24 protein-coding genes and 1 pseudogene are annotated in these 24,920 nt (G+C 73.0%); 11 read left to right on the forward strand and 14 right to left on the reverse strand.

Annotated elements, in window-relative coordinates:
- Positions 1 to 44 precede the first annotated feature (44 nt).
- The gene (locus ACFYPN_RS30135) at positions 45 to 713 is read right to left on the reverse strand and encodes a Type 1 glutamine amidotransferase-like domain-containing protein (protein ID WP_358762111.1); all 669 of its coding nucleotides are present in this window, start codon (positions 711 to 713) and stop codon (positions 45 to 47) included.
- Positions 714 to 1,071: 358 nt separating this feature from the next.
- On the opposite strand from ACFYPN_RS30135, the gene ACFYPN_RS30140 reads away from it, so the two are divergent.
- The 3 genes from ACFYPN_RS30140 to ACFYPN_RS30150 all read left to right on the forward strand — a co-directional run bounded on the left by ACFYPN_RS30140 (position 1,072) and on the right by ACFYPN_RS30150 (position 3,923).
- Positions 1,072 to 2,805: a CocE/NonD family hydrolase gene (locus tag ACFYPN_RS30140; RefSeq protein WP_358762169.1), complete on the forward strand. Its 1,734-nt coding sequence runs from the start codon at positions 1,072 to 1,074 to the stop codon at positions 2,803 to 2,805.
- Positions 2,806 to 2,946: 141 nt separating this feature from the next.
- A complete protein-coding gene (locus ACFYPN_RS30145) occupies positions 2,947 to 3,186 on the forward strand; it encodes a LapA family protein (protein WP_358762112.1) in 240 nt (79 codons plus the stop codon).
- 98 nt (positions 3,187 to 3,284) lie between these two features.
- Positions 3,285 to 3,923, forward strand: a complete 639-nt coding sequence (locus tag ACFYPN_RS30150) for a GNAT family protein (protein ID WP_358762113.1) — start codon at positions 3,285 to 3,287, stop codon at positions 3,921 to 3,923.
- 28 nt (positions 3,924 to 3,951) lie between these two features.
- Here ACFYPN_RS30150 and ACFYPN_RS30155 read toward each other — a convergent pair whose 3' ends face one another.
- The 3 genes from ACFYPN_RS30155 to ACFYPN_RS30165 all read right to left on the reverse strand — a co-directional run bounded on the left by ACFYPN_RS30155 (position 3,952) and on the right by ACFYPN_RS30165 (position 6,074).
- A complete protein-coding gene (locus ACFYPN_RS30155; protein WP_389302625.1) occupies positions 3,952 to 4,623 on the reverse strand; it encodes an HAD family hydrolase in 672 nt (223 codons plus the stop codon).
- 21 nt (positions 4,624 to 4,644) lie between these two features.
- On the reverse strand, positions 4,645 to 5,214 hold the full coding sequence (locus ACFYPN_RS30160) for a type 1 glutamine amidotransferase domain-containing protein (RefSeq protein WP_358762115.1): 570 nt from the start codon (positions 5,212 to 5,214) through the stop codon (positions 4,645 to 4,647).
- Between the two features lie 254 nt (positions 5,215 to 5,468).
- Entirely contained in the window at positions 5,469 to 6,074 is a 606-nt protein-coding gene (locus ACFYPN_RS30165) for a TetR/AcrR family transcriptional regulator (RefSeq protein ID WP_358762116.1), read from the reverse strand.
- Between the two features lie 99 nt (positions 6,075 to 6,173).
- Here ACFYPN_RS30165 and ACFYPN_RS30170 point away from each other — a divergent pair, with 99 nt between their 5' ends.
- Entirely contained in the window at positions 6,174 to 6,959 is a 786-nt protein-coding gene (locus ACFYPN_RS30170) for an SDR family oxidoreductase (protein WP_358762117.1), read from the forward strand.
- A gap of 215 nt (positions 6,960 to 7,174) precedes the next feature.
- Positions 7,175 to 7,528 (forward strand): hypothetical protein, encoded by a 354-nt coding sequence (locus ACFYPN_RS30175; RefSeq protein WP_358762118.1) that lies wholly within the window; start codon positions 7,175 to 7,177, stop codon positions 7,526 to 7,528.
- A 122-nt stretch (positions 7,529 to 7,650) separates the two neighbouring features.
- Here the strand turns inward: ACFYPN_RS30175 and ACFYPN_RS30180 are convergent, their stop codons facing one another.
- Entirely contained in the window at positions 7,651 to 8,004 is a 354-nt protein-coding gene (locus ACFYPN_RS30180) for a DUF6204 family protein (RefSeq protein ID WP_358762119.1), read from the reverse strand.
- A gap of 116 nt (positions 8,005 to 8,120) precedes the next feature.
- Between ACFYPN_RS30180 and ACFYPN_RS30185 the strand changes: the two are divergent.
- Positions 8,121 to 8,259: pseudogene (locus ACFYPN_RS30185) on the forward strand (arginase family protein); the annotation flags it as partial.
- A 55-nt stretch (positions 8,260 to 8,314) separates the two neighbouring features.
- On the opposite strand, the gene ACFYPN_RS30190 reads toward ACFYPN_RS30185, so the two are convergent.
- From ACFYPN_RS30190 to ACFYPN_RS30205, 4 genes are all read right to left on the reverse strand, one after another.
- Positions 8,315 to 8,668 carry a VOC family protein gene (locus ACFYPN_RS30190; RefSeq protein WP_358762120.1) on the reverse strand — a complete coding sequence of 118 codons (354 nt, stop codon included), beginning with the start codon at positions 8,666 to 8,668 and terminating at the stop codon, positions 8,315 to 8,317.
- 122 nt (positions 8,669 to 8,790) lie between these two features.
- Positions 8,791 to 9,600 (reverse strand): class I SAM-dependent methyltransferase, encoded by an 810-nt coding sequence (locus ACFYPN_RS30195; RefSeq protein WP_358762122.1) that lies wholly within the window; start codon positions 9,598 to 9,600, stop codon positions 8,791 to 8,793.
- 125 nt (positions 9,601 to 9,725) lie between these two features.
- Complete coding sequence (locus ACFYPN_RS30200) at positions 9,726 to 11,231, reverse strand: phosphatase PAP2 family protein (protein WP_358762124.1); 1,506 nt, start codon at positions 11,229 to 11,231, stop codon at positions 9,726 to 9,728.
- A gap of 163 nt (positions 11,232 to 11,394) precedes the next feature.
- Positions 11,395 to 12,528, reverse strand: a complete 1,134-nt coding sequence (locus ACFYPN_RS30205) for an ALF repeat-containing protein (RefSeq protein WP_358762126.1) — start codon at positions 12,526 to 12,528, stop codon at positions 11,395 to 11,397.
- Positions 12,529 to 12,827: 299 nt separating this feature from the next.
- Between ACFYPN_RS30205 and ACFYPN_RS30210 the strand changes: the two genes are divergently transcribed.
- Together ACFYPN_RS30210 and ACFYPN_RS30215 are read left to right on the forward strand one after the other, a co-directional pair.
- Positions 12,828 to 14,063 (forward strand): aminotransferase class I/II-fold pyridoxal phosphate-dependent enzyme, encoded by a 1,236-nt coding sequence (locus ACFYPN_RS30210; RefSeq protein WP_358762127.1) that lies wholly within the window; start codon positions 12,828 to 12,830, stop codon positions 14,061 to 14,063.
- 13 nt (positions 14,064 to 14,076) lie between these two features.
- On the forward strand, positions 14,077 to 15,123 hold the full coding sequence (locus ACFYPN_RS30215; RefSeq protein WP_358762129.1) for an MBL fold metallo-hydrolase: 1,047 nt from the start codon (positions 14,077 to 14,079) through the stop codon (positions 15,121 to 15,123).
- Positions 15,124 to 15,215: 92 nt separating this feature from the next.
- Here the strand turns inward: ACFYPN_RS30215 and ACFYPN_RS30220 are convergent, their stop codons facing one another.
- Together ACFYPN_RS30220 and ACFYPN_RS30225 are read right to left on the reverse strand one after the other, a co-directional pair.
- Positions 15,216 to 16,292 carry a dipeptidase gene (locus ACFYPN_RS30220; RefSeq protein WP_389302631.1) on the reverse strand — a complete coding sequence of 359 codons (1,077 nt, stop codon included), beginning with the start codon at positions 16,290 to 16,292 and terminating at the stop codon, positions 15,216 to 15,218.
- A complete protein-coding gene (locus ACFYPN_RS30225; protein WP_389302634.1) occupies positions 16,292 to 17,683 on the reverse strand; it encodes an amidohydrolase family protein in 1,392 nt (463 codons plus the stop codon). The genes ACFYPN_RS30220 and ACFYPN_RS30225 overlap by 1 nt, the downstream gene beginning before the upstream one ends.
- Positions 17,684 to 17,854: 171 nt before the next feature.
- On the opposite strand from ACFYPN_RS30225, the gene ACFYPN_RS30230 reads away from it, so the two are divergent.
- Both ACFYPN_RS30230 and ACFYPN_RS30235 read left to right on the forward strand, forming a co-directional pair.
- Positions 17,855 to 18,646: an IclR family transcriptional regulator gene (locus tag ACFYPN_RS30230; protein WP_358762134.1), complete on the forward strand. Its 792-nt coding sequence runs from the start codon at positions 17,855 to 17,857 to the stop codon at positions 18,644 to 18,646.
- On the forward strand, positions 18,643 to 19,590 hold the full coding sequence (locus tag ACFYPN_RS30235) for an ornithine cyclodeaminase family protein (RefSeq protein ID WP_358762136.1): 948 nt from the start codon (positions 18,643 to 18,645) through the stop codon (positions 19,588 to 19,590). The genes ACFYPN_RS30230 and ACFYPN_RS30235 overlap by 4 nt, the downstream gene beginning before the upstream one ends.
- 79 nt (positions 19,591 to 19,669) lie before the next feature.
- Here the strand turns inward: ACFYPN_RS30235 and ACFYPN_RS30240 are convergent, their stop codons facing one another.
- Both ACFYPN_RS30240 and ACFYPN_RS30245 read right to left on the reverse strand, forming a co-directional pair.
- On the reverse strand, positions 19,670 to 20,290 hold the full coding sequence (locus ACFYPN_RS30240) for a DedA family protein (protein WP_389302637.1): 621 nt from the start codon (positions 20,288 to 20,290) through the stop codon (positions 19,670 to 19,672).
- Positions 20,287 to 21,063 carry an MBL fold metallo-hydrolase gene (locus ACFYPN_RS30245; RefSeq protein ID WP_358762140.1) on the reverse strand — a complete coding sequence of 259 codons (777 nt, stop codon included), beginning with the start codon at positions 21,061 to 21,063 and terminating at the stop codon, positions 20,287 to 20,289. The genes ACFYPN_RS30240 and ACFYPN_RS30245 overlap by 4 nt, the downstream gene beginning before the upstream one ends.
- A gap of 309 nt (positions 21,064 to 21,372) precedes the next feature.
- Between ACFYPN_RS30245 and ACFYPN_RS30250 the strand changes: the two genes are divergently transcribed.
- Entirely contained in the window at positions 21,373 to 23,652 is a 2,280-nt protein-coding gene (locus ACFYPN_RS30250) for a phage holin family protein (protein ID WP_389302639.1), read from the forward strand.
- A 132-nt stretch (positions 23,653 to 23,784) separates the two neighbouring features.
- On the opposite strand, the gene ACFYPN_RS30255 is transcribed toward ACFYPN_RS30250, so the two are convergent.
- Positions 23,785 to 24,837 (reverse strand): LacI family DNA-binding transcriptional regulator, encoded by a 1,053-nt coding sequence (locus ACFYPN_RS30255; protein WP_358762144.1) that lies wholly within the window; start codon positions 24,835 to 24,837, stop codon positions 23,785 to 23,787.
- Between the last annotated feature and the right edge of the window lie 83 nt (positions 24,838 to 24,920).

A 24,920-nucleotide genomic window follows, 5' to 3' on the forward strand; every position in this document is an offset into this window, starting at 1 on the left:
CGGAGCAGCGCCGCTCAGGAGGGTCCTGGCGGCCGCACGCCGAGTCAGGGATGGAAGCGCCACCGGCCTTCGGACACGACGTCCACCTCGCCGTCCCTGACGCGAACAGCCGTGTCGTCGTCGAGGAAGTAGACCGGGAAGTCCGCCTGCGCGGCGATGCGGTCGGCCCAGGCGTCGTCGCGCTCGGGGAAGTCCCGCGAGTGCAGATGGGGCTTGAGGTACCAGTCGAAGAGGCCGAACGGCGGCTCGACGGCCGTCGCGCCGAGCACGTGGAGGTCCTCGGCATCTCCGATGATGTCGGCGGAGTGCGCGGTGAGGTTCTGGCTGAAGATCATCGATCCGGCGCTCATCCCCACGTACACCCGGCTCTCCAGCGCCGCCAGGAAGCCGTCGGCCAGGCCGTTGCCCGAGATGCTGCGCGCGAGGTGGTAGTGGTTGCCGCCCGCGACATGGATGACGTCGGCGTGGAGCAACCGGTCGAGCACCATCTGCCGGGGCAGGCCGTTCAGTTCCAGGATGTCGAACTCGCGCCAGCCGAGGCCGTGCAGCCGGTTCATGTCCGCGAGGAGCCACCCGTGGTCGCCGGGCTCGGCGATCGACGCCGTGGGAACGTACACGACGTTCGCCGATCCGAAGGGCTTTCCCAGCATGTCCCGCAGCGCGCCCCGCAGCGTCTCGTTGCGCAGGCCGCTCGCCGTCAGCAGAAGATCCATCCCGCGATTGAAACACGGCTGACGCGTGCCGGTGCAAGGGCGTTTTCCGCTCTCCGGCCCGCGACTCCCTGGAGCGAATCCGCCGCCGGAGCGTTGACAGAGGAGTGCTCCGTGTCACAGCATGAGCACGTTCTGTCATCATCGAGCGGGTGACCTGGCTGTTTCTCGCGTCGGCCGACTCGTCCGGTGGAGCCCGCGCCGAGCGTGGCCGGGGGCGCGCGTGCCCCGTGCGTCTCGACGTTCCGATGTTCTGTTCAGGCGTCGGCCGGTGGTCCCGGTCCCCTGGGTGTGGAGGTCCGCGGTGTCAGGTGTCGTCGCCAGGTTCGGAAAGCCGTTCGCGGCCCTCGCCGGAGCGGCCATGACCGGAGCGGCACTCACCGCCCCGCTCGTGCTGGCCGCACCGGCCCGTGCGGCACAGGAGCCGTACACCCTCACCCCGCTGAAGTTCACCGTGCGCGCGGGCGGGCACGACTGCACCGTCGACGCCGACCTCTACCGCCCGCGCGGAGCCGATGCGGAGCATCCCGCACCGGCGGTCCTGGCGACCAACGGGTTCGCGGGCAGCAAGTCGGACGGCTCCACCGACGCCCTCGGCCGGGCCTTCGCCGCCCGCGGGTACGTGGGGCTCGTCTACTCCGGCCTGGGCTTCGGCCGGTCCGGCTGCCTGATCAGCCTCGACGCCCCGGAGGCCGACGGGAAGGCCGCCTCCGGGCTGATCGGCTTCCTCGCGGGCACCCGGGCGGCGGACGACGGCACCCGGGCCGACTTCGTCCTGCTCGACGGGGCGGGCGACCCGCGCGTCGGCATGATCGGGGGATCGTACGGCGGGGCCGTCCAACTGGCCACTGCCGCCGTCGACCAGCGTGTCGACGCGCTCGTCCCCCTCATCACCTGGAACGACCTCGGTTACGCCCTCGCACCCAACAACGTCACGGGCAGCGCCGTTGCCTCCCGCACCCCGGGCGTCTTCAAATGGCAGTGGACCAACGGTTTCTACCTGATGGGCGAGGGACAGCCGCTGCTCGCCCCCAGCCTCGACCCGTCACGCTTCGGAAAACTGAACTGCCTCCACTTCACCCCGCGAGCCTGCGAGACCATCAGCTTCCTCAACTCCGGCCGCTATCCGGCCGGAGAGTCAGAGGTCGTGCTCGCCTACACGCGCAGCGTCTCCCCGGCCTCCTACCTCGACCGGGTCGGGGCGCCCACCCTCCTGGTGCAGGGCCAGGCCGACACCCTGTTCAACCTGAACGAGGCCACCGCCACGTACGACGCCCTCCGGGCGCACGGCACCACCGCCAAGATGATCTGGCAGGCATGGGGGCACAGCGGAGGCGGTGCCACCCCCGGTGAACTCGACCTGTCCGAAGGCAATCTGGAGACCAGTTACGTCGGCCGGCGCATCCTCGCCTGGTTCGACCGCCACCTCCGCCACCAGCCCGCGGACACCGGCCCCGCCTTCGCGTACTACCGGGACTGGACCAGCGGTTACGGTACCGCCGACGCGCCACCCGTACTCTCGCGCGCCTGGTACCTGTCCGGTGACGGCAAGTTGGCCGAGCACCGCTCGGACGTGGTCACCGGCAGCCGTACGTACACCAACCGGCCGCTGCCCAGCAGTCATTCGGAGACCTCGCTCTCCGGCCTCACCGGACTCCCCGACATCGACCCGTACGACACCCCCGGTACCCACCTCGCGTGGACCTCCTCCCCGCTCGCCGGCGACCTCGACGTCGTCGGAGCCCCCCGCGTCCGGCTGCGGGTGTCCTCCCCGAAGGCGGAGCGCGTCCAGAACAGCGGAGACGCCGCCGACCGGCTGGTGCTCTTCGTCAAGGTGTACGACCTCGCCCCCGACGGGACCGCCGAACTCGTCCACCGGCTCGTCGCCCCGGTCCGGGTACCCGACGTGACCCGGTCCTTCACCGTGCGGCTGCCGGGCATCGTCCACCGGTTCGCCGGCGGCCACCGGCTCCGCCTCGTGATCGCGGGGAGCGACACCGCGTACTACGGCAACCGGGGCCCCAAGCCGGTCACCATCGCCGGCACCCCGGAGGACAGCGGGGTGCTGGAACTCCCGGTGGTCCCGGCCGGCTGACCCCCGTACCGCCCGCATCACCCGAACGGACGCACACCACCGGTCGTGGGGTGTCCGCCGGGGCATCCTGGTCGCCGGAGGGCGGTCGCGTCCGGCCCGACCCGCGCGGGGCTGCTCCGGCGACCAGGAAAGGCCGGACCCATGAGTCCCAAGAACGTGTCCAGCGACGGCAGCGCCCGAAACGGCCTGCTCACCCCCGGCCGTGTCGCCGTCGCCGTCCTCGCCGTGCTGGCGATCGTCTTCATCTGCGTGAACACCGGGAAGGTGACCATCCGCGTCATCATCCCCACGGTCACCATGCCTCTCTGGCTCGCCCTCCTGGGTGTCTTCCTCGCCGGACTGGTCTGCGGCGGATACGTGTTCCGGCGTCGGCACAAATGACGCCCGGACGCCGGTGAGCGGAGGGTGAGCGGCGCGGCCGGGGGAGCGCCTCCGGGCGGAGATTTTCGCTTCCGCGCGACCCGTCCTACCGTGGGCCGATGCACGTACCCGATGATCATGCCGTCGGCGCCCCGTACGCCCAGGTGTCCGCCGCGTCCGAGACGCCCGCGCCCGCCCCGACCGTCACGGGCGGGGGCGCGAACCTCCCGCAAGGACCGCTGACCTCGCTGCGCCGCTTCACCCCCGAGGACGCCGCCGAGTTCACGGCGCGCGCGAGGGAGAGCCGCTCCCTCCACCACCCCTGGCTCTTCCCGCCCACCGAGGAGGAGGCGTACGCCGCCTACGCGGGACGGTTGCTGGAGAGCCCCGACAAGGAGGGCTTCCTCGTCGGCGAACGGGCAGCGGGAGGTGCGATCGCCGGCTTCGTCAACATCAACAACATCGTCGGCGGAGCCTTCCGCTGCGGGGCCCTCGGATACGGTGCCTTCGCGCACGCCGCCGGGCGGGGAGTGATGTCCGAGGCCCTCGGCCTCGTCCTCCGGTACGCCTTCGGCCCGCTGGGGCTGCACCGGCTGGAAGCCAATGTGCAGCCGGCGAACGCGGGCTCGATCGCGTTGGTCCGGCGGGCCGGCTTCCGGCTCGAAGGGTTCTCGCCGGACTTCCTCCACATCGACGGGGCCTGGCGCGACCACGAGCGCTGGGCGATCACCTCGGAGATGCTCCCGGATCGGGGCTGACGGGAGCCGCCCGGACCGTACTCGTCCGTCAGCCGACGTCCGGGAGCGCGAAGGGGCTCCTGCCGAGCCGGTTCAGGAGGTCCGCGACATCGCTGTACACCCCGGCGGCCCCGGCCTCCACGAGGTCCTCGCGCGCGATCCCGCCGCTCAGCACCCCGATCGCCGTGACCCCCGCCCGCGTGGCGGCCCGCATGTCCCACACGGTGTCGCCGACGAAGACGGAGGTCTCCGCCGTGCTGCCGACCAGCCCCATCGCGTGCTCCACCGGATCGGGGGCGGGCTTGCCCTCGGTGGTGTCGTCGGCGGAGGCGGTGGCCCGGATGACGTCGTCGGCGTCCAGCGCCCGGCGCAGTGCGTCGAGCTCGGCGCCGGTCGCCGAGGTCGCGAGCACGACGTGCCAGCCGCGCCCGGACAGTTCCCGCAGCAGGTCGGCCGCCCCGACGAACGCCGGCAGCCGGTCGAAGTACGTGGCGTACAGCGTCGTGTGCGCGGCGCTGATGCGATCGTCCTCCTCCGCCCGGCGCTGGTCGCCCAGGAGCCCGGCGATCAGATCACCCCCGCCCAGGCCCACCGCCCGGTGGATGTCGTGCATGGCGACGCGGTGCCCGGCCTGGCGGAAGGCATCCCACCACGCGGTCACGTGCAGATGGTTGGTGTCGACGAGCGTCCCGTCGACGTCGAAGATCGCGGCGTGCGTCATCGCTGGCTCCTCGTGGAATTCTCAGCCGGTGGAAGCGACGAGCGCGGCCTTGGCCTCGCGGACGAAGGGGCCGAGGTCGTCCGGCGTCCGGGAGGTGACCAGGACCCAGTCGCCCGCGTTGTCACTGATCACCGGCTCGTCCACCCACGTGCCACCGGCGTTCCGGATGTCCGTCCGTACCGAGGCGTAGGAGGTCAGAGTCCGCCCGTCGACCACGTCGGCCTCCACCAGCACCCAGGGCCCGTGGCAGATGGCGGCGACCGGTCGCCCGGTCCCGGTGAACGACCGGAGGATCGACAGCGCCTCGTCCTGGAGCCGCAGGGTGTCCGCGTTCAGCGTCCCGCCGGGGATGAGCAGCAGGTCGTACGCGGTGGGGTCGACGTCAGCCAGCGTCAGGTCCGGCCGTACGGTCCTGCCCGGGTCCTTGTCGCCGACCAGCGTGCGGATCTCGTCCGGGGACACGGCCGCCACGTGCACCTCGGCGCCGCTCTCCCGCAACTGTTCGACCGGTACCACCAGCTCGTCCTGTTCCACGCCGTAGTTGGTGACGATCGCCAGAACCCGGCGGCCCGCGAGTGAGGTGTCAGCCATGGTGTGCCCTTCCGTCTCGTGTGCACGGAACCGCCCCGGGGTGTGAGCGGCTCCGCCCGTACCCGTACGTCTCTCCAGACTCGCACGGACCACACGCACCCGCGTCGCGGCGGGCGAGGCCGTCCGGCCCCCGCGGAACCGAAGGTTCCTCCCACAGCGGGGCACAGCAGGTGGAACGGCTCCCGAAGATCGCGGACGTAGCTGGGCCAGTGCCTTCCGCTGCGGACCGCGCCGTGAGCGGTCCGCCGGCCGTGTCAGCCAGCGGTCCCGTCCGCCGCCGACGGGGGCGGCGGGAGGAGGCTCACGACGTCCAGGAGGTCGGCCTCGGCGATCTCCTGGCCGAGGAACACGGTCCGGTACACCACGTAACCGATCCATCCGTCCACGACCGCCTCCACCGGCAGGTCCCGCGGCAGCAGTCCCCGCGCCACGCCGTTTCCCAGCAGCAGGGTCGCCGGATCGGCATGGGCCCGGAGCAGGTCCCGCAGCTCCGCCCGGCCCGCCTCGCCACGCTCGGTCAGTGCTCCTGTCACCACGCTGGGGTCTCCGAGCAGGGTCAGCGTCCGCACCAGGTTCCGCAGCCACAGCAGCGCGTCCTCGCGCAGATCACCCGTGTCCGGAGCCGCCTGCGGCGCGAGCCGGTCCGCGACCGCCTCGGTGATCACCGCCGCCTTGTTCGGCCACCAGCGGTACACCGTCATCTTGGCCACCCCCGCCCGCGAGGCGATCTTGTCCATCGTCACGCCCTGGTAGCCGAACTCGGCAATCAGCTCACGCGTCGCGGCCAGGACCGCCTCGTGGGCGGCCGGATCGCGGTGCGGGCCGCGCCGGGGGCGCGAGGCGGCGGGACGGTCGTTCATGGGACCTCCGGTGACGGGGCTGGGGGCAGCCGGAATATTTAGACAGTACGTACTGTCTAATCAAGTGCAGCAGTTCAGATCTCAGTGTGGAGGTTCACCATGGAAGACCGATTCAGCGGCAAGGTCGTCCTCATCACCGGCGGCGGTTCCGGTCTCGGGCGCGCGGCGGCCGTGCGGGTCGCCCGCGAAGGCGCCCGGCTGGCGCTCGTCGACGTGAGCGAGCAGGGCCTCGCGGACACGGCGGCCGAGGTGGAGAAGGCCGTACCCGGCACGGAGGTCCTGCGCATCACCGCCGACGTGAGCTCCGAGGCCGATGTGCGGCGGTACGTCTCCGCGACGGTCGAGGCTTACGGACGCATAGACGGCTTCTTCAACAACGCCGGCATCGAGGGCAAGCAGAACCTCACCCAGGACTTCGGCGCCGACGAGTTCGACCGGGTCGTCCAGGTGAACCTGCGCGGGGTCTTCCTCGGCCTGAAGTACGTGCTCCCGGTCATGAAGGACCAAGGCTCCGGCTCCGTCGTGAACACCGCCTCCGTCGGCGGTATCCGGGGCGTGGGAAATCAGTCCGGTTACGCGGCGGCCAAGCACGGCGTCGTCGGCCTCACCCGCAACTCGGGTGTGGAGTACGGGCGGTTCGGCGTCTCCGTCAAGGCGATCGCCCCGGGCGCCATCATGACCCCGATGGTCGAAGCCTCGCTCAAGCAGATCGACGCGGTCGAGTGGGAGAAGGCCGGCGAGGCGTTCGTCAGCGTCAACCCGATGAAGCGCTTCGGAAGGCCGGAAGAGGTCGGCAGCCTGGTGGCCTTCCTGCTCTCCGAGGAGTCGGGCTTCGTCAACGCCACGGTCGTCCCGATCGACGGCGGTCAGTCCGAGCAGTACTGACGAATCCGTGCGGGGACCTCGTACGTCGCCCGCCCGCCCGTTGCCGCCCGTCGTCGGGGGCGGGCGGTAGGTCGGGCGGTCGGGCGGGCCGTCAACGGCGGCCCCGGACAGACGGAGACCCGTAGGAAACCGCGTAGCCGCTGAGTCCGTAGCGCCGGTATCGTCCAGATCTCCCATCCGCCGTACCGGCGGTGCGCGTGGAGAGAGCGATACCGATGACTAGCCGGCACCCGACGACGACTCTGTGGCGCCCCACCGGCCCCCAGGAGCTGGAACTGGTGCGGGAGTCGCACTGGCGTGCCTGGCCGCCCCGACTGCCCGAGCAGCCGATCTTCTACCCGGTCCTCAACGAGGACTACGCGGTCAGGATCGCGCGGGAGTGGAATGTGAAGCACGACGGTGCCGGTTTCGTCACTCGTTTCGAGGTCGAGTCGGAGTTTCTGAGCCGGTATCCCGTCCAGCAGGCCGGCGGCCGGACGATCCTCGAACTGTGGGTTCCGGCAGAGGAGTTGGACGACTTCAACGCCCACATCATCGGCGAGATCCAGGTGGTCCACGCGTTCCGCTGAGGCGGGGCGCCTGCCGCCGGCGCGGACCGGACGGCGAACGCAGAGGCCATTCGGAAGATCATCGCGCCGTTCCGACGGGTCCGCTCGCACGGGGAGCGGACACGACGGCTCCTGCCGCGCCCTCACGCGGTTCCGGGCCCTCGCTGCCCCTTGAAATTGATCTTCATGGTGTCCATGTCGGTCGCGGTGGAGCGCAGCGGCCCGTGGCCGTAGCCCAGGGCCTTGAGGGTGGTCTCCGCCTGTTCCTCGGCGAGGGCCGATGCCATCTCTTCGCCGTCCTCGGCGTCCGAGACCACCATGTACCGGAAGCTGAAGTGCTTCAGGACGGTGTCGTAGGTGAGCGAACCCTCCTCGGTGAACTGCATCGACGTGAGGCCGTGGTCAGCCACCTCCGCGACCAGCCGGGCCCGCGCCTCGTCCGTCAGCCCGTCCCAGGTGCCCCGGACGATCACCCGGTATGTGTGCTGCGTACCCATCGTGGTGCCCTGCCTTCTCCTGTGCCGCACGCGGATGATTCCGGCGCGTTCTCCCTGCGGCGACATCCGCTCGCGGCACAGGTTACGACGGGAAGGACGGGCGGCATGCGGAATATCGAGCCCCCTGCCCCGGCACCGTCCCCGGCTGCTTCGGATTCGCGGGCGCCCTGCCGCGAGCACTGGATCGTGCGGATGCCGGGGGCCGTGGAAGGCGGCGCAGTGGTTCCCCCGCGCTACGACCTCGGTACCTGGCAGCCCTGAGGGGGAGGCCCGAGGTCCCGGGGACGCGAGCAAGGGCGTGGAGGGCGGGTCAGGCGACGGCGTTGCGGTCCGCGTACTCGAAGACCGAGCCGTCCGGGTGGAGGGCGATCAGGTTGCGGCCGGCGGGGGTCGGGACCGGGCCCGCGACGATGTGCGCACCGGCCCGGGTGAGCGCCTCGCGGGCCTCGTCCACGTCCTTGACCGCGATGGTGGCCGTCACCTTGCGCAGCATCTCCAGCTCCGTCTCGGGCCCGCTCATGAGCAGGAAGCAGCCGATCGCGGCGACCGACACCCCGCCGCGCTCGAAGCGGAGCGCTCGGGTGCCGGTGATGCCCTCGTAGAAGGCCACCGAGGCCTCCAGGTCGTCGACGCAGATGCGTAGCGTGGTTCCCAGGATGTCCATGCGTACGAGGTTAGTTGGGCCTCCCGCGCCGCGTGATCGGTTCGCTCGCTCCGGACCTCTTCGGCAGGGGGGCGAAGAGGTCCGAAGGGGAAGGCGGGGGTTCCGGGGAGGCCCTCCGAGTGTCACGCCCGGCAGAGCACCTCGCCGTGCGGCACCATGAACCAGCCGTCACCCTCGTCGCCCCAGGCGCGCCACGCCGCCGCTGCCGCGGCGAGGTCCTCCGCCGTGGCGTGGCCGCCGTCGACCGCCTTCTGGGCGTAGGCGGAGCCGACCGTCCGGTCCGCCCACAGCCCGCTCCACCAGTCCCGGCTCTCCGGTGTGGCATAACACCAGGCGGCGGCGGTCGGCGTGACGTCGGTGAAGCCGGCCTGTCGCGCCCAGGAGAGGAGCCTGCGCCCGGCGTCGGGCTCACCGCCGTTGGTGCGTGCCACCTGCCGGTACAGCGTCAACCAGGCTTCCATGCCCGGGACTTCCGGATACCAGGTCATCGCCGCGTAGTCGCTGTCCCGCGCGGCGACGATGCCGCCCGGCCGGCAGACCCGGCGCATCTCGCGCAGCGCCTGGACGGGATCGCCCACGTGCTGGAGCACCTGGTGGGCATGGACCACGTCGAAGGAGTCGTCCGGGTACTCCAGTGCGTGGACGTCGGCGACGGCGAACGAGACGTTCTCCAGGCCGCGTTCGCGAGCGACCTCGGCCGCCAGGTCGAGGATCTCCTGCTGGGTGTCGAGGCCCGTCACCGCGCCCGGAGCGACGAGTGCGGCCAGGTCGGCCGTGATCGTTCCCGGTCCGCAGCCGACGTCCAGTACGGACATCCCCGGCTTGAGTTCACCGAGGAGGTAGGCCGCCGAGTTCTCGGCAGTGCGCCAACGGTGCGAGCGGAGCACCGATTCGTGGTGCCCATGGGTGTAGACGGCGGTTTCCTTCGGCATGCCGGATGTCCTCTCTTCGAGCGCTGCTGCGAGCGGTACGTCAACCGTACGCCGCAGGCCGCATCATGAGATACGCGTCTTGTCATACGAGACGTACCAGGGGTGAAGAGAGGACTCCGGCACGGTCACACCGGCATGGGGCAGTAGACCGTCAGTGCTTCGGGGAGCTTGTCGACGAGCAACTCCGTCTGTGCGTGCGCCACTTCGCCGTCGTAGGCGTAGGGCGTCCCCGGCGGCAGTCCGGCGATCCGGACCCGGCGGCGCCGTTCGGCCGCGTGGACGGGGGAGCGGGTCAGCGGGCCGGCCACGGCTGCCGCGATCAGGCGCAGCCCGGGGGTGCGGCCTCCGTGGACCACCCGCACGTCCAGCAGCCCGTCCGCGAGGTTGTGGCGCCTGCCGGGTGCGGGGCCGACCCGCTGGAAGAGGCCGTTGCCCACGAAGAGCAGCCACAACGGGCGCCGCTTGCCCTGGAGTTCCGCTTCCAAAGGACGTTCCCCGCGCAGCACCTCGAAGGCTGCGAGCATCCCGGCCGGCCACCCGCCGATGCGGGGTGCCCACTGCTCCCGCTTCCGTACCAGCTCCGGGTACACGCCGAGACTGAACGCGTTGAGGAAGTAGCCGTCCGCCCCGTCGGGCCCGTGCGGACCGGGCCGGAAGCGCCCGAGGTCGACCCGGACCGCGTCGCCGGCCTTCAGCGCGGCCACCGTGTCGTGCACCGTCTCGATGCCGAGGTCGTACGCGAAGTGGTTGAGGGTGCCGCCGGGGAACACCGCCAGCGGGAGCCCGTGGGTCGCCGCGACGGACGCCGCCAGGTTGACCGTGCCGTCGCCGCCGCAGACGCCGAGCGCCCGCCCCCTGGCGACCGCCCCGGCGAACGCGTCCGCCAAGTCGGCGGGCGCGCACTCCACCACCTCGGCCATCGGCAGGGCGTCCCGGACGAGCGAAGCCGTGCCCCTCGCGGTCCCCGACCGCTCGTTGACGACCACCACCAGGCCGTCCCCCGCGGGGAGCGACGGAGCCTGGGCGGGCGGCCGGCCCGGCGCGGGGAGCTGGCCCCGGGTCGGTACCACCCCGCGCAGGGCGAAGGCCGCCCCCACGCCGAGCGCCGCACCCGCCACGACGTCGCTCGGATAGTGCACCCCGGTGTAGACCCGGGAAGCCGCAACCGCCAGGGCCACCGGGGCGACGACCGCGCCCCATCCCTTGGACTCCAGGGCCACCCCGGTGGCGAACGCGGCGGCGGACGCGGCGTGCCCGGACGGGAAGGACGTGGTGATCGGCTGCCGCTTCAGCCGCCGTATCACCGGGACCATGTCGAGCACCGGCCGGTCCCGGCGCACCGCGCCCTTGCCGACCGTGTTGATGGCCACCGAGGCGAGGGCGAGCGAGGACACGCCGCGCAGCGCGGCCCGGCGCGCCCGTGCGCTGCCACCGAGGGCGGCGATGCCCGCGGCGGCGCCGAACCACAACAGGCCGTGGTTGGCGCTCTGGCTCAGGCGGGGCAGCAGCGGCTCGGCGCCCGGCCAGTGCCGGTTGGCGACCCCCTGGAACGCGGTCAGGTCACGCTGCTGGAGCCAGCCCCTGAGGCGGGTCGAGGAGGTGAAGGTGGTGGGCAGAGGACGTGTGGACATGGCTCAGCGGATACCCGGTCCAGCCGCCCTGAACCAGGAGGCGCGCGGAGAGAAGCGGTCCGGACTGCGCCTGAGGTGGGGCGGGCCCCCGGGCCGGACCGGTACGGAACGGCCGGTGCACCCCGCCCAGGAGTGCACCGGCCGTCATTCGTTCCCGCGTTCGTCAGCCCGCGGCGCCCATGCGGCGCCGTCGTGCGGCGACCAGCAGGACGCCCCCGGCGGCCACCGCGGCGACCCCGCCGCCGAGCGCGAGGCCCGTGCCGGCATCCGTACCGGTGGAGGCGAGCGGGCCGGAGTCCTGGGCGGTCATGTTCGCGTCGCCGTCCGAACCACCGGTGGCCGAAACGGAGTCGGAGCCCGCAGCGGAGGTGGTGCTGTCACCGCTCGTACCGCTGTCGTCGGTGACGGGCTCGACCGTGCTGCTGCCGGCGGGCGTGGTGCCGGTGCCGGTGCCGGAGGTCTGGCCGGTCTGGGTGCCGCCGCCGGTGCCACCGCCGCTGGTGGTCCCGGTGGTCCCGGTGGTTCCGCCCGAGCCGGCGGTGTCCGACCCGGCGGCGTCCTTCTCGTCCTGCTCGCGCGCCTCGTACTGACCCGTCTCCAGGAACGCGAGGCGGTCCTCGGGCGTGCCCAGCAGAGCCGCCTTGCCGGCCTCCCTGACGTGGGGGCCGCCGATGTTGATGATCTGTGAGATCAGCACCCTGTTGTCCGTATCGCGTGCCACGTGCTGGCCGGTCTCCAGGAACGCGACCCGGTCCTCGGGGGTCCCCTTCAGCGCGGCCTTGCCCGCCTCCCTCACGGAGGGGCCGCCCGTGCTGATGAGCTGGGCGACGAGCACCCGGTTGTCCTCGTCGCGGGCTTCGTACTGGCCGGTCTCCAGGAACGCGACGCGGTCCTCGGGCGTACCGTCCAGCGCCTTGCTGCCCTCCCGCTTCACGCCGGGGCCACCGGCACCCATGATGCGCGCGATGGCGATGCGGTTGTCCTGGTCACGGGCGGTGTACTGGCCGGTCGTCAGGAACGCGCGCATGGCGTCCGCGCCCCCGTCGATCGCCGCGCTGCCCTGCTCGGCCACCACGGAGCCCTTCCCGGCCGCGGCGATCAGGCGAAGGATCTCGATCCGGTCGTTCTCCTCCTGGTCCTCACCGTCCGAGGCCGAGGAAGAGGACGACGGCGACGAGTCGACGGCCGAAGCCGTGGCCCCGTGGGCCGTCCCGGCCGCCGACGCCGGGGACGACAGCAGGAAGGCGGGGGCGACGGCCGCTGCGGCGAGCACGGTGCCGACTCTGGAAATCTTCAAGAAAAACTCTCACTTCACCCAAGGAATCATCAAGTAGGGAAGCTGATTGTAGTGCGCATGACTGACGGGAGCCCTCGGTTTCTCGTCAGTCGGACGCTCCCCCGCCGTTCTCCTGCCGCGCGCGGACCCGGCCTCCGGGCGGGGGCCTGCGCGCACTGTCCGGCACGTCCGTCGGGTGGCCACCCGAGCGGGAACGTCCGTACGGCCCGGGTGGGCACTCGGGCCGGAACCTCCGTATAAAGGCGAGAGAACGGCACGGGGGTGAAAGCGGACGAGCATCACGGCGCACGAGGAGGGCCATGCACCGGACCGAGCACGGCCCGCACGGCGAGCGGGAGGACCACGGGCCGGTCCGTTACGGCCCGCCCGTCCCCGACCCGGGGCTCCCCGTCCTCCCCGAGCTCGTCGGTGTGCTGGCCGCCGCAGCCGGGGACACCCGGCCGGAACCCCCGGGTGGCGGAACGGTTCTCCGGGAGGCGGCCCGCACCTACTGGGCCCGGCGGGGCCTCGGCGGTGAACCGTCGGACGTGGCGGCAGCCCCGGGTACCCAGGCGCTGTTGCTGGGACTCATCGCCGCGCACGGCGGAGACGTCCTCATGCCCCGACCCTGCCCGGCGGCCTGGATCCCGCAGGCCCGACTGCTCGGCCGGCCCGCCTACCACGTGCCGACACCCGCCGAATGCGGCGGCGTGCCCGACCCGTACGCCCTGCTGGAGACCGTCCGCCGGGTACGCGCCGAGGGCGGCCGTCCCCGGCTGCTCGTGCTCTCCGTGGCCGACGACCCCACCGCCACCGTCGCGCCGCCCGAACTCGTCCGCGAGGCGTGCGAGGCGGCCGTCGGCGAGGGCCTCCACATCATCAGCGACGAGACGTGGCGCGACACCCTGCACCGGCCGCACGACACCGTGCTGCTCAGCCCCGCCGAGATGTGCCCCGACGACGTCACCGTCCTCGCCGACCTCGCGGGTGCGCTCGCCCCGGCGGCGTGGCCGGTCGCGGTGGCGCGCTTTCCCGCCACCCGGCGGGGCGCCGTCCTCCGCGCCCGTACCCTCGACGTCCTCACCGCGCTGGGCGCCCTCGTCGCGACGCCGGTCGCCAGGGCCGCCGCGTACGCCCTGCGGGAGCCCGACGCGGTCACCGGCCGGAACCGGCAGGCCGCACGCCTCCAGGCGCAGATCGCCGCCGCCGCCCACCGTGCCGTACTGGCGACCGGGGCCCTGGCAAGACCCCCGCAGGCGGGCCGGCACCTCTACGCCGACCTCGGGCCGCTGCGCACCCGGCTGGCCGAGCGCGGAGTGACGGACTCCATGGAACTGGAGGAGTACCTCACCGGCCGGCTGGGCGCCCCCGCCCCGGGCGGCCACCGGTTCGGGGACGAGCTGGGGGCGCTGCGGGCGCGCGTGGCGACCGGTGGCCTCGTGGGGGCGACGCCGGACCAGCGGGCCGCGTCCCTCACCGCTGCGGCGCCACTGGAATTGCCGCACGTCGCCAACGCGCTGAGCATGTTCGCAGCGGCTTTCGACGAACTCCGGTGACGGGAGATCCGCGATGACCGAACGGACCGGGCCCTTCCACACGGACGTGGAACGGCTGCCCCGAAGCGACACCGGCGCGCCGACCGGGAGCCCGCCCACCGGGGAGCGTATCTGGCCGAAGACCTTCGCCGACCGGCTCACCGCGCCCCTGCCGGGCATCAGGGCCATGACCCGGCTGGTCCGCGAACGCTCGCTGCGCCCGGATGCCGCCGGCCTCCGGGGCGTCCACCTGCTGCCGTTCGACCCGGTGCCGCTGCCCCCGCCCGGCCAGGACGCGGTCACCTGGGCCGGGCACGCCAGCTGGATCGTGCGCATCGGGGGACTGAACGTCCTCACCGACCCCGTGTGGTCCCGGCGCATCCTCGGTACTCCGGCCAGGATCACCCCGGTGGGCGTGGCGTGGGAGGCGCTCCCGCCGGTCGACGCGGTCGTCGTCAGCCACAACCACTTCGACCACCTGGACGCCCCGACGCTCCGCCGACTCCCGCGCGACACACCGATGTTCGTGCCCGCAGGACTGGCCGTATGGTTCAGGCGCCGCAAGTTCACCCGGGTCACCGAACTGGACTGGTGGGAGACGGCCGAACTGCGCGGCGTGCGCTTCGGGTTCGTGCCGGCGCACCACTGGTCGCGGCGGACCCTCCTCGACACCTGCCGGTCGCTCTGGGGCGGCTGGGTCCTCACCGACACGACGAACGCCCCGGCGGCGCCCGGGCGGAAGGTCTACTTCGCGGGCGACACCGGGTACGGCCACTGGTTCCGGGAGATCGGCCGCCACCACCCGGGCATCGACCTGGCGTTGCTGCCGATCGGCGCGTACGCCCCCCGGTGGTGGCTCGCCGATGTGCACACCGACCCCGAGGAGGCGGTGCGGGCGTACGAGGACCTCGGCGCCAAGGCCATGGCACCGATGCACTGGGCGACGTTCCTGCTCTCCGCCGAGCCCGTGCTGGAGCCGCTGGTACGTCTGCGGGTCGCCTGGCGGCGCGCGGGCCACCCGCGCGAGCGCCTCTGGGACCTGCCCATCGGCGGCTCGCGCGAGTTCGGTGATCCGGCCTGACCAGGCGTACGGCGGGGTGCGGCCCGGCCGTCGGCCCCGGACGCGTTCCGCGTAGTCGGCGTCGGCCCCGGACGCGTTCCGCGTAGTCGCCGTCAGCCCCAGACGCGCTCCGCGTAGTCGGCGAAGTTCCGGCCGAGGACCTTCTCGATGCGCCCGGAACCCCAACCGCGCTTCTCCAGCAACCGGATCAGCTCGCGGAACTGGTCCACACCGCGCAGGTCCACCACGAACGGGTACGTGTCGGCCCGTTCGCCCGCCGCTCCGACACCGGCCGCCCGGCGCTCGGCCACGTGCGCCGCGAGGGTGGCGGCGTAGGCGTCCAGATCGTCGATGGCGGTGACCGGGCCGTCGGTGCCTATGCCCACGGCGTCCTCGCCGCAGATGTTCACCGCGTGCACGATGTGCTCGACCACGTCGGCGGCCGTGGCGTGACCGGTGGGGTTGAGGAAGGGCATGAAGTAGATGCCGACGAAGCCTCCGCGTCCGGCGACCAGCCGCAGCTCCTCGTCGGTCTTGTTGCGCGGCAGGTCGGTGACCGCCCTGCAGCCCGTGTGGTTGATCGAGACGGGGCGGGAGGAGATCCTGGCCGCCTCCAGGCAGGTGTTCTCGCCGCTGTGCGACAGATCCACCATCATCCGGCTCTCGTTGACCGCCTCGACCACCTCGCGGCCGAACGGGGTCAGGCCCCGGTTTTCGGGCGCCATCGACCCGTCGCCCAGATGGTTCGCCTGGTTGTACGTCAACTGGAAGACGCGTACCCCGCGTTCCTGGAAGGTGGCGACGCGTCCGAGGTCGTCGCCCACGGCCACGCCGTTCTGGAAACCGTAGATCACCCCGATCCGCCCCTCCTCCTTCGCGCGGTAGAGATCGGACGCCGTACGGACGTGCAGCAGATCACCCGGATGCGCGGCGATCAGGCCGTCCCACACGTCGAGTTCGTGCAGGGTGTGTTCGTACGGAGGCATGTCGCCCATCACGTATCCCAGCGTGATGTTGACGGCGTTCATCCCGGAGGCGCGCGCGTCGGCGATGGCCCGGCCGTCGACGGCCAGCTCGTCGATGGTCTGCAGGAGCTGACCCGCCCCCTCGGCTGCCTCGGGGGCGTTGGGGTTCTGCAGCTCACCCAGAGCGTTGACGATCAGCATGTCGTGGACGGAGTCGGTGGCCATCAGCCGTTCGTGCCTTCCGGGTTCGTGGTCGCGTCGGCGGATCCGGTCGCGCGGGTCGCTCCGGCCGGGTTCGTGGTCGCGGTGCTCTCCGGGGAGAACTCCGATCGATGCAGGCGCAGTCCACGCTTCACCACCGTGGTGACGGTGCGCAGGTTACGGATGTCAGTCAGCGGATCGGCCGTCAGGACGACGAAGTTGGCGAGCTTGGCCTCCGCGACGGTCCCCATCGACTCCTCCGCACCCATGCTGCGGGCCCCGACCAGGGTGGCCGATCGGATTGCCTGCACGGCGGGGATGCCGCACCGCTCCACCAGGAAGACCAACTCGTCGTGGACGGAGGGGTGGGGGTGCCCGGGCGCGGTCTCGTAGTCGGTGCCCGTGCTGATCTCCACCCCCGCCCGGAACGCCTGCGCCGTCAGGGCCGCCGAGAGCTCCGCGTTCTCCCGGGCCCGGGTCTTCTCCTCGGGGGTGTCCGCGTCGTCGGCGAGCCAGTCCCAGAGCGTGTTCGTGGCGTCGAGCACCGTGCCGCGCTCGCGCATCCGCGCGAACAGCCCGGCCATCCCCGGATGGTCACCGGCCAGGAAGCGTTCCCGGTCCACCGGCGGCTTGTCCTTGTACGTGGTCAGCGGCCGCCCGGCGAACTCGTGGACCAGCAGGTGGGCATGGGAGACCGAGTCCACCCCGGCCTCCACCACCTCGGACGGGGACGCGGGGAACACCGCCGCGTGCGCCCAGACGCCCAGTCCCTGCCGGTGCGCCTCGGCGGTGATCGCCGAGACCAGCGGTCCCGGAAGATCGGCGTAGATCTTGACGGCGGTGGCGTACGTACCGGCGGACCGGGCGACGGCCAGCGGCAGGTCGGTCTCCTCGGTGATGGCCTGCATCCACGGCACCTGGCCGGGCACCGCGCCCTGCGAGACCTGCCAGGTGCGCGGGTCGTCGAAGAACCCCGGACCGGCGGTCAGCGCCGCGTAGTGGATGTCGGGGCCGGGGATCTCCCCGACCAGCGTGGAGCGTGCCAGGTCGGCGACGTGGCGCAGGTCGTCGGCCATGTCCCGGATCGCCGTCACGCCGCCGTAGACCTGCCGGCGCAACGCGGCCTCGGCGACGGGGCGGTTGGGCGGGGTGGCGATGTGCTGGTGCGAGTCGATCAGGCCGGGCACCACGAACGTGCCCTGCAGGTCGACGACTTCGGCCTCCGCGAGCAGGGCGACGGAGATCTCGCCGTCCGGTGCGACCGTCCGGATGCGGTCACCGTCCACCACGATCGAGGTGGCGGGCCGCGCGGCGCCCCCCGTGCCGTCGATCAGGGTGGCCCCCCGGTACAGCACCAAGCTGCCCTCCGCCGGGGCGGCGAAGGGCGCGGGAGCGCCGACATCCTCGTGAGCCATCGGGTCACACCTCTCCGTCAATGCCGCACCAGCGGCCTGCTGCATTACAACTGTTGTCATACTGGTTCCGTCTGTGGAAACGTACGCTACCGTCCTTACTCCCGTGATCGGCAAGGTCTTGCCGCGAGGAGTCGCGGGAGACGTCGATGTGAGAGAGGGGTGGGACCGGGGATGCCCAAGTCCTCCAGTTCGGCCGTCGACAAGGCGCTGGACCTCGTGGAAGCGGTCTCGCGGTCCGAACGCCCGCTCCGCCTGAGTGAGATCGCGGACGAGGTCGGGCTGCACCGGCCGACCGCCTACCGGGTGCTCGCCGACCTGGTCCGCCGCGGCTGGGTGCTGCGCTCCGGGGACCACTACCTGCCGGGCGCCGTCGCACTACGGCTCTCACGCACCGCCGCCACCAACTCCCTGCTGACGCTCGCCCGCCCGGTCCTCGAAGCGCTCGCCGCCCGTACCGGGATGATGGTCAACCTCCAGGTGCTGGAGCACGACCGGTCGCGGGTGCTCGACGCGGTCCGGCCCTCCCGGCTGGAGATGATCAGCCTGCTCACCGATCAGACCCTGCCCGTCCACCGGTTCGCCGGGCCGCTGGCGCTGGTCGCCGCGCTGGCGCCCGGGGCGCGCGAACCCTACCTGCGCCCCGCGCAGGACGACGGTCACCCGATGGACGGCCCGCTGGGCCTCCTCGCCGACCTGGCCCGGGTGGAGCGCACCGGGTTCGCGGTGGAGCGCGGCCGCAACGAGGCGCTGGTCGCCTCCGTCGGCCGCGCGGTCCTCGCGGGCCCCGGCAGGCCGCTCTGCGCGCTCACCGTGGTCGGACCCGACGCGGAGTTCGACGAGCCGTCACTGGGCACGCTGTGCGAGGCGCTGCGGGACGCCACCGCGGCCGTCGCGGAACTCCTGGGCGTGGACGCGGGGACGGCGGGAGCCGGGGAGCGAACGGACGAGGGAGAGAACGCATGACGAACGACGTGCTCGTCCTCGACGCGACGGGCACCCGCGCCGGACTCGATCCGGACCGGCTGGCGGAGGCCCTCACCCACGCCCTCGTCGCGGTGGCGCGGGGGACGGTGTCCGCACCGCCGAGGATCGCCGCCGAAGCACCGGCGGGCCTGCTCGGCGTGATGCCTGCGCACGTCCCCGGCCTCGGGCTTGCCGCCAAGCTGGTCTCCGTCTTCGCCGATCCCACCGCCCCCGGGCGCGGTTCCCACCGCGGCGTGGTGGCCCTCTTCGACGAGAAGGACGGCCGGCCGCTGGCGGTGATGGACGCCGGAAGCATCACCGCCGTACGGACCGCTGCCACCGCGACACTCGCGCTGCGCACGCTGGCCGGCCCGGACCTGAACAGGATCGCCGTGCTGGGCACCGGAGTCCAGGCGTCGGCCCAGCTCGACCTGCTGGCCCGCCAGTACCCGCGCACCCCCGTCGTGGTCGGTGGCCGGGACCCCGGGCGCACCCGCTCCCTCGCCGCCCGGCACCCGCGTGCCACGGCCGACACCGTCGAGGGCGCCGTGCGCGGTTCCGGCGCCGTGCTCTGCTGCACCGGTGCGTGCGAACCGGTGATCCGGCGCTCCTGGCTCGCGGAGGGGGCCCACGTCGGTTCGGTGGGGGGTTCGCACGGACCGGAACTGGACGGGCCGACCGTGGACGAGGGCTCGCTCTTCGTCGAGTGGGCCGGAGCGGTCACCGCCCCGCTGCCCGCCGGCGCCCACGAACTCCAGGGCCTCGCCCCCGGCCGGGCCACCCTCCTCGGCGAGGTCCTGTCCGGCAGCCACCCGGGCCGCCGTACCGCCACCGAGCTGACGGTCTTCAAGTCCACCGGCCACGGCGCGCTCGACGTGGCCGCGGCGGCCGTCGCGTACGCCGGGGCCCGGGAAGCCGGAAGGGGCGTCAGCCTCGCCTTCTGACAGGGGCGGGGCGGCCGCCGGGGCGGGGCCGGTGCGGCCGGCGCCTCGGGCGGACCTGCCCGGCGCCGGCGCCTCGGCTTCAGTGCCCGAACCGCGTCCGCAGCCCGCGCCACCCTGCGGGCACACCGCTGATCAGCAGCGTCAGCGCCACCGCGGCCACCACGCCCTGCCACGGTTCCGGGAAGAGCGAGCCGCCCAGGATGCCGATCAGCTGGTAGGTCGCCGCCCAGGCCAGACAGGCCGGAACATCGCCCCGGGCGAACCGGTGCAGCGGCATCTCGCCCAGCAGGCACGCGAGCATCACCGGTATCCGGCCCGCCGGTACCAGACGCGACAGCACCAGCACCATCACCCCGTGCTCGTCCAGCTTCCGCTGCGCCTGTGCCAGCCGTTCGGGGGCTGCCCGGTCGGTGATGACCTTCAGCCACTTCGACCCGTGCTCCGACCGGACCCCGCGCTTGCCGAGCCAGTACAGGCAGACGTCCCCGAGGAACGCCCCCGTGGCGGCCGTGAGGAAGACGTACAGCAGGGAGAACGGCGAGGACTGGTGGAACGCCACCACGCCCGCCGAACTCACCAGCGCCCCCGTCGGCACCACCGGTACCAGGGAGCCCAGCGACACCAGCGCGAAGAGAGTCGGATACCCGACGGCCTGCTGGGTCCCCCCGGTCGGCAGGTGCGCCAGTTGGTCCGTGATCACCGGCGGACCTCCGGCAGGACCCGCTCGCCGTGCGCCGGCAGATGGACCGTCACCTCGGGCGCCAGCAGCGCTGCCTGCCGTGCGAACTCGGCACCGGGCGAGTGGAACTCGTGCGGGCGGACCCCGTCCATCCCGATCGGCCAGTACGTGCCCCAGTGCACCGGGACCGCCGAGCGGGGGGCGAGCCGGGCCAGGGCCTCGGCGGCCCGGGCCGCGTTCAGGTGGCCGGGGCCGAGATGGGGTCCCCAGCCGCCCACCGGCAACAACGCCACGTCGACCGGACCCACTTCCTTCGCCATCTCCTCGAACAGACCGGTGTCCCCGGCGAAGTACGTACGCGCCTCACCCTCCACCACGTAGCCCAGGGCCGGAGCCCGCTGCGGGCCCACCGGGAGGCGCCGGCCGTCGTGCTCGGCCGGCACCGCCCGCACCGTCACCGCCCCGATCCGTACCGTGTCGCCGGGCGCCACCTCGGTGACCCGCAGCTCCCGCATCCGCCGCACCACCCGCAGACCGGGCACCGCGCGGACCGTGCCCTCCGGCACGATCAGCCGGGTGCCGGGGGTGACCCGGGCCAGTGACGGCAGGTGCAGGTGGTCGGAGTGGAGGTGGGAGACGAGGACCACGTCGGCCAGCGCCGCGGACGGCGGCGGCACTGCTCCGGCGCGGCGGCGCAGGTGCGCGAACCGGCGGGCGAAGAGCGGGTCGGTCAGCACCCGCACGCCGGAGTCCTCGATCGTGCAGGTGGCATGTCCCCACCAGGTGACCTCCACCGGCGCCCCGCCCCTTCTTCGGTCCAGTTCCCGTCGTCCGTCGCCGACGGCCCGTCGTGCTGCGTGCTGGAGCCCGTCGTGCCGCGGCCCCGACGGACTCCCGTGTGCCGGAACGCCGGTACGAGCCTATGCCTCCCGCGACGGGCGCCGACCGGGGGTCTGCCCCCTCCCGCAGGGCGTACACCTGTGCCCGCGGACCGGACCTCCGAGGACCGGGACGCCCTGTGCGAAGCTGGGGCGGGCCCTGAAGGGTGTCCCGGGGCACGCCCCGGACCGACCGGCCCGGACGTACGGAAGGGCGGGGCGGGCGTGGGAGCCGGGCGATGGCGCAGGGCGGGCAGTGCCCTGCTGCGGGTGGCAGCCGTGTGGGCGGTCTCCACCCTGACGATGCTCGCCCTCGCGGGAGCCCTCCCCGACTTCCAGCTCCAGTCCGACGACGGAGACACCGTCACCAAGACGGGCTTCACCGCCGCCTGGGGAGCGGGCGCCTTCGGACTGCTCTCCGCCCTGGTCTGGCCCGTCGTGGTCAGAGCACTGCTGGTGGTCCCCGCGCTGGTCCTCGGTGCGCTGGTCTTCTTCCTCAACGGTTCCCTGCTGCTCGTGGCCCTCTGGCTGATCCCGGACGGACGCGGCACCGCGAACCCAGAGACCGCCGTGGCCGTTGCCGCGGTGATGTCCGCCGTGGCCTCGGCGACCTCCACCGCCCTCGCGGTCCGGGACGACGACGCCTACCGTAGGCGGCTCTCCCGCCTCGCCGACCGGCGGCGCAAGCGCGGCTCCGGCCTCGCCGAGGACGAGCGGAGCGAACCGCCCGGCACGGTCTTCATCCAGCTCGACGGGGTCGGCCACGACGTCCTGGTCAGAGCCGCCGCCGAGGGCCTGATGCCCACCGTGGCCGGCTGGCTCGCCGATCCCGACGGCCACCGGCTCACCCCTTGGCGCACCGACTGGTCCAGCCAGACCGGCGCCAGCCAGCTCGCCCTGCTGCACGGCTCCAATCACGACGTACCGGCCTTCCGGTGGTACGAGAAGGAGACCGGCACCGTGATGGTCTCCAGCCGCCCCGCCAGCGCCCTCGAACTCCAGCGCAGGGCCGTCGCACGCACCCACGACGCCGGTCTGCTCTCCCTCGACGGAGCCAGCCGGGGCAACCTCTTCAGCGGGGGAGCCGACCAGCTCGCCCTCGTGCTCTCCATGACCGGCCGGCTCGGCAAGGGCCGCAGGTCGCGCGCGGGCTACTTCGCCTACTTCTCCGACCCGGCCAACGCCGTCCGCACCGCCCTCTCCTTCGTCGCCGAGGTCGGCCGCGAGATAGGCCAGTCCACCCGGTCGAGGCTCCGCAAGGAGACCCCGAGGATCAAGCGCGGCGGGCTCTACCCGTTCATACGGGCCTTCGCGACCGTCGTCGAACGCGACGTCGTGGTCGCCGCCGTCATCGGCGACATGTTCGGCGGCCGTACGGCTGTCTACGCCGACCTCGTCGCCTACGACGAGGTGGCCCACCACTCGGGGCCGTACAGCCGCGACGCGGACAGGGTCCTCGCCCGGCTCGACCGCTCGCTCGCCCTCATCACCAAAATCACCCTGCACACCCCCCGCGCGTACCGGATCGTGCTCCTCTCCGACCACGGACAGAGCGTCGGGGAGACCTTCGCCGGACGGTACGGCCTGACCCTGAAGGACCTCGTGCGGGCGGGCTGCGGTCTCCCGGTGCCCCGCCGCGCACAGCGCACCCTCAGCGCCTCCGAGGCCCGCGACGCGGTGCGCATCGCGCTCCGCCGGCCCGTGCCGGAGACGGAGGCGGAGCCCGCCGTCGCCGCTTCGGAACCGGTCGTGCTCGCCTCCGGGAACCTCGGCCTGGTCTCGTTCCCCGGCATCGGGGGCCGCGCCTCCCGCGAGGAGCTGGACCGCCGCCACCCCGCCCTGCTCGGGACCCTGGCGAATCACCCGGGGATCGGCTTCCTGCTGGTCCGGAGCGAGGAGTACGGCTCGGTCGTCCTCGGAGCCGGCGGGGCGGAAGTGCCGGTGGCGGAACTCCGGGACGACGAGGGGCCGCTCGCCGGCTTCGGTCCCGGTGCGGCGGACGCGGTACGCCGCACCGACACCTTCCCGCACGTCGCCGACGTGATGGTGAACTCGATGTACGACCCCGCGACGGGGCAGGTGCACGCCTTCGAGGAGCAGATAGGTTCCCACGGCGGGCTCGGCGGCCCGCAGTCCCGGCCGTTCCTGCTGTGGCCGCGCGGTATGACCGACCCGCTCGACGCGCTCGCCGCCGAAGCGACCGCGTCCGGCACGGCGGGGGAGCCCGCACCGGTCACGGCGCCGCACATCGGCCCGGTCGGGGCCGAGGCGGTCCACCGGGTACTCAGGCGCTGGTTGCGCGAGCCCTCCGGTCCACAGGTGCCGCTGAGCCCCGAGGGCTTCGGGGGCCTCCCGTACGCCGACCGGCCCTTCCCCGCCGCACGGGAGGAAACGGTCCGGCCCGCCGTGGGCGCCGTGCGACCGGATACGGTCCGCGCCGCCGTGGACGCCGTACGACCGGAGACCGACGGCCCGGCTGTGCGGGGCCCGCGCGGCACCGGCTGAAGGTCCGGCCGACCGTCACCGGCCCTCAGGCCCCAGACCTCGGGCCCCGGACCTCAGGCAGCAGGCCTCAGGCCCAGGCATCAGGCCCAGGCATCAGGCCCAGGCATCAGGCCCAGGCATCAGGCCCAGGCCTCAAGCCGACTCCCGGCCCACCAGCACCGAGGGGAAGACGACGGACGGCGCGGGCCCCTCGGAGGTACGTATCTGCCGCAGCAGCAGCCGGGCCATCTCCGCCGCCATCTCCTCCACCGGCTGGCGCACGGTTGTCAGGGGCGGATCGCAGGCGAGCGCGGCGCTGCTGTCGTCGAAGCCCACCACCGCCACGTCGGACGGCACGTCGAGGCCCGCCCGCAACAGGACCGGCACCGCGCCCAGCGCCATCAGGTCCGAAGCGACGAACACCCCGTCCAGGTCGGGGCGGTCGCCCAGCAGCCGCTTCATCGCCGACGCCCCGCCCGCGTGCGTGAAGTCGCCCTCGGCGCTCGGCACATCCGTGATCCCGTGCGCCGCCAGTGCCTCCAGGAAGCCGCTCAGCCGGGCCCGGCCCGCCGGCCTGTCCTGCGGGCCCGCCACCGTCACCAGCCGCCTGCGCCCCAGCGCCACCAGACGGTCCGCGGCGAGACCCGCACCGGCGTGCTGATCGGCCTCCACGTGCGTGAGCGGGGTCGGCTGCGCCGGAGCGCTCGCCAGCACGGCGGGCAACCGCGTCTCGTGCAGCAGGCCGGGCAGCGGATCGTCGGCGTGCGAGGAGATCAGCACCACCCCGTCCACGTGCCCCTGCCGCAGGTACGACAGCAACTGCCCCCGCGAGACCGCGTCGTCCGCCAGCATGAGCACCATCTGGATGCCCGCCGGGCGCAACACGTCCAGCAGACCGGTGACGACCCGTCCGAAGTGCGGGTCGGAGAACATCCGCCCGACGAACGGCTCGGCCGGCGTGCGGCGTTCCCGCTCGGAGACCACCAGTGCGATCGAGTCGGTCCGCCGGGTCACCAGCGAACGTGCCGCGCGGTTCGGTACGTACCCCGTGGCGACGACCGCCTCTTCGACGACCTGGCGCAGCACCGGATCGACCGTGGTCGCGCCGTTGATCACCCGGGAGACGGTGGCCCGGGAGACACCGGCCACCGCGGCGACGTCCTCCAGGGTCGCGGGACGCACGGGCGGTGACACATCGGCAGTCATGCAGCATTTATACCGGGACCGGGTGCGGCCCGGACCGGGTGCCGGCAACGAAGGTGATCTTCCGGCCCGGCGAACCGCCCGTC

The organism is Streptomyces sp. NPDC005576, assembly GCF_042871745.1.
Lineage (GTDB): Bacteria > Actinomycetota > Actinomycetes > Streptomycetales > Streptomycetaceae > Streptomyces.

Coding starts and splice junctions, on each gene's coding strand:
- ACFYPN_RS30135 (WP_358762111.1), bottom strand. CDS start 713: ATGGATCTTCTGCTGACGGCGAGCGGCCTGCGCAACGAGACGCTGCGG.
- ACFYPN_RS30140 (WP_358762169.1), top strand. CDS start 1,072: ATGACCGGAGCGGCACTCACCGCCCCGCTCGTGCTGGCCGCACCGGCC.
- ACFYPN_RS30145 (WP_358762112.1), top strand. CDS start 2,947: ATGAGTCCCAAGAACGTGTCCAGCGACGGCAGCGCCCGAAACGGCCTG.
- ACFYPN_RS30150 (WP_358762113.1), top strand. CDS start 3,285: ATGCACGTACCCGATGATCATGCCGTCGGCGCCCCGTACGCCCAGGTG.
- ACFYPN_RS30155 (WP_389302625.1), bottom strand. CDS start 4,623: ATGACGCACGCCGCGATCTTCGACGTCGACGGGACGCTCGTCGACACC.
- ACFYPN_RS30160 (WP_358762115.1), bottom strand. CDS start 5,214: ATGGCTGACACCTCACTCGCGGGCCGCCGGGTTCTGGCGATCGTCACC.
- ACFYPN_RS30165 (WP_358762116.1), bottom strand. CDS start 6,074: ATGAACGACCGTCCCGCCGCCTCGCGCCCCCGGCGCGGCCCGCACCGC.
- ACFYPN_RS30170 (WP_358762117.1), top strand. CDS start 6,174: ATGGAAGACCGATTCAGCGGCAAGGTCGTCCTCATCACCGGCGGCGGT.
- ACFYPN_RS30175 (WP_358762118.1), top strand. CDS start 7,175: ATGACTAGCCGGCACCCGACGACGACTCTGTGGCGCCCCACCGGCCCC.
- ACFYPN_RS30180 (WP_358762119.1), bottom strand. CDS start 8,004: ATGGGTACGCAGCACACATACCGGGTGATCGTCCGGGGCACCTGGGAC.
- ACFYPN_RS30190 (WP_358762120.1), bottom strand. CDS start 8,668: ATGGACATCCTGGGAACCACGCTACGCATCTGCGTCGACGACCTGGAG.
- ACFYPN_RS30195 (WP_358762122.1), bottom strand. CDS start 9,600: ATGCCGAAGGAAACCGCCGTCTACACCCATGGGCACCACGAATCGGTG.
- ACFYPN_RS30200 (WP_358762124.1), bottom strand. CDS start 11,231: ATGTCCACACGTCCTCTGCCCACCACCTTCACCTCCTCGACCCGCCTC.
- ACFYPN_RS30210 (WP_358762127.1), top strand. CDS start 12,828: ATGCACCGGACCGAGCACGGCCCGCACGGCGAGCGGGAGGACCACGGG.
- ACFYPN_RS30215 (WP_358762129.1), top strand. CDS start 14,077: ATGACCGAACGGACCGGGCCCTTCCACACGGACGTGGAACGGCTGCCC.
- ACFYPN_RS30220 (WP_389302631.1), bottom strand. CDS start 16,292: ATGGCCACCGACTCCGTCCACGACATGCTGATCGTCAACGCTCTGGGT.
- ACFYPN_RS30225 (WP_389302634.1), bottom strand. CDS start 17,683: ATGGCTCACGAGGATGTCGGCGCTCCCGCGCCCTTCGCCGCCCCGGCG.
- ACFYPN_RS30230 (WP_358762134.1), top strand. CDS start 17,855: ATGCCCAAGTCCTCCAGTTCGGCCGTCGACAAGGCGCTGGACCTCGTG.
- ACFYPN_RS30235 (WP_358762136.1), top strand. CDS start 18,643: ATGACGAACGACGTGCTCGTCCTCGACGCGACGGGCACCCGCGCCGGA.
- ACFYPN_RS30255 (WP_358762144.1), bottom strand. CDS start 24,837: ATGACTGCCGATGTGTCACCGCCCGTGCGTCCCGCGACCCTGGAGGAC.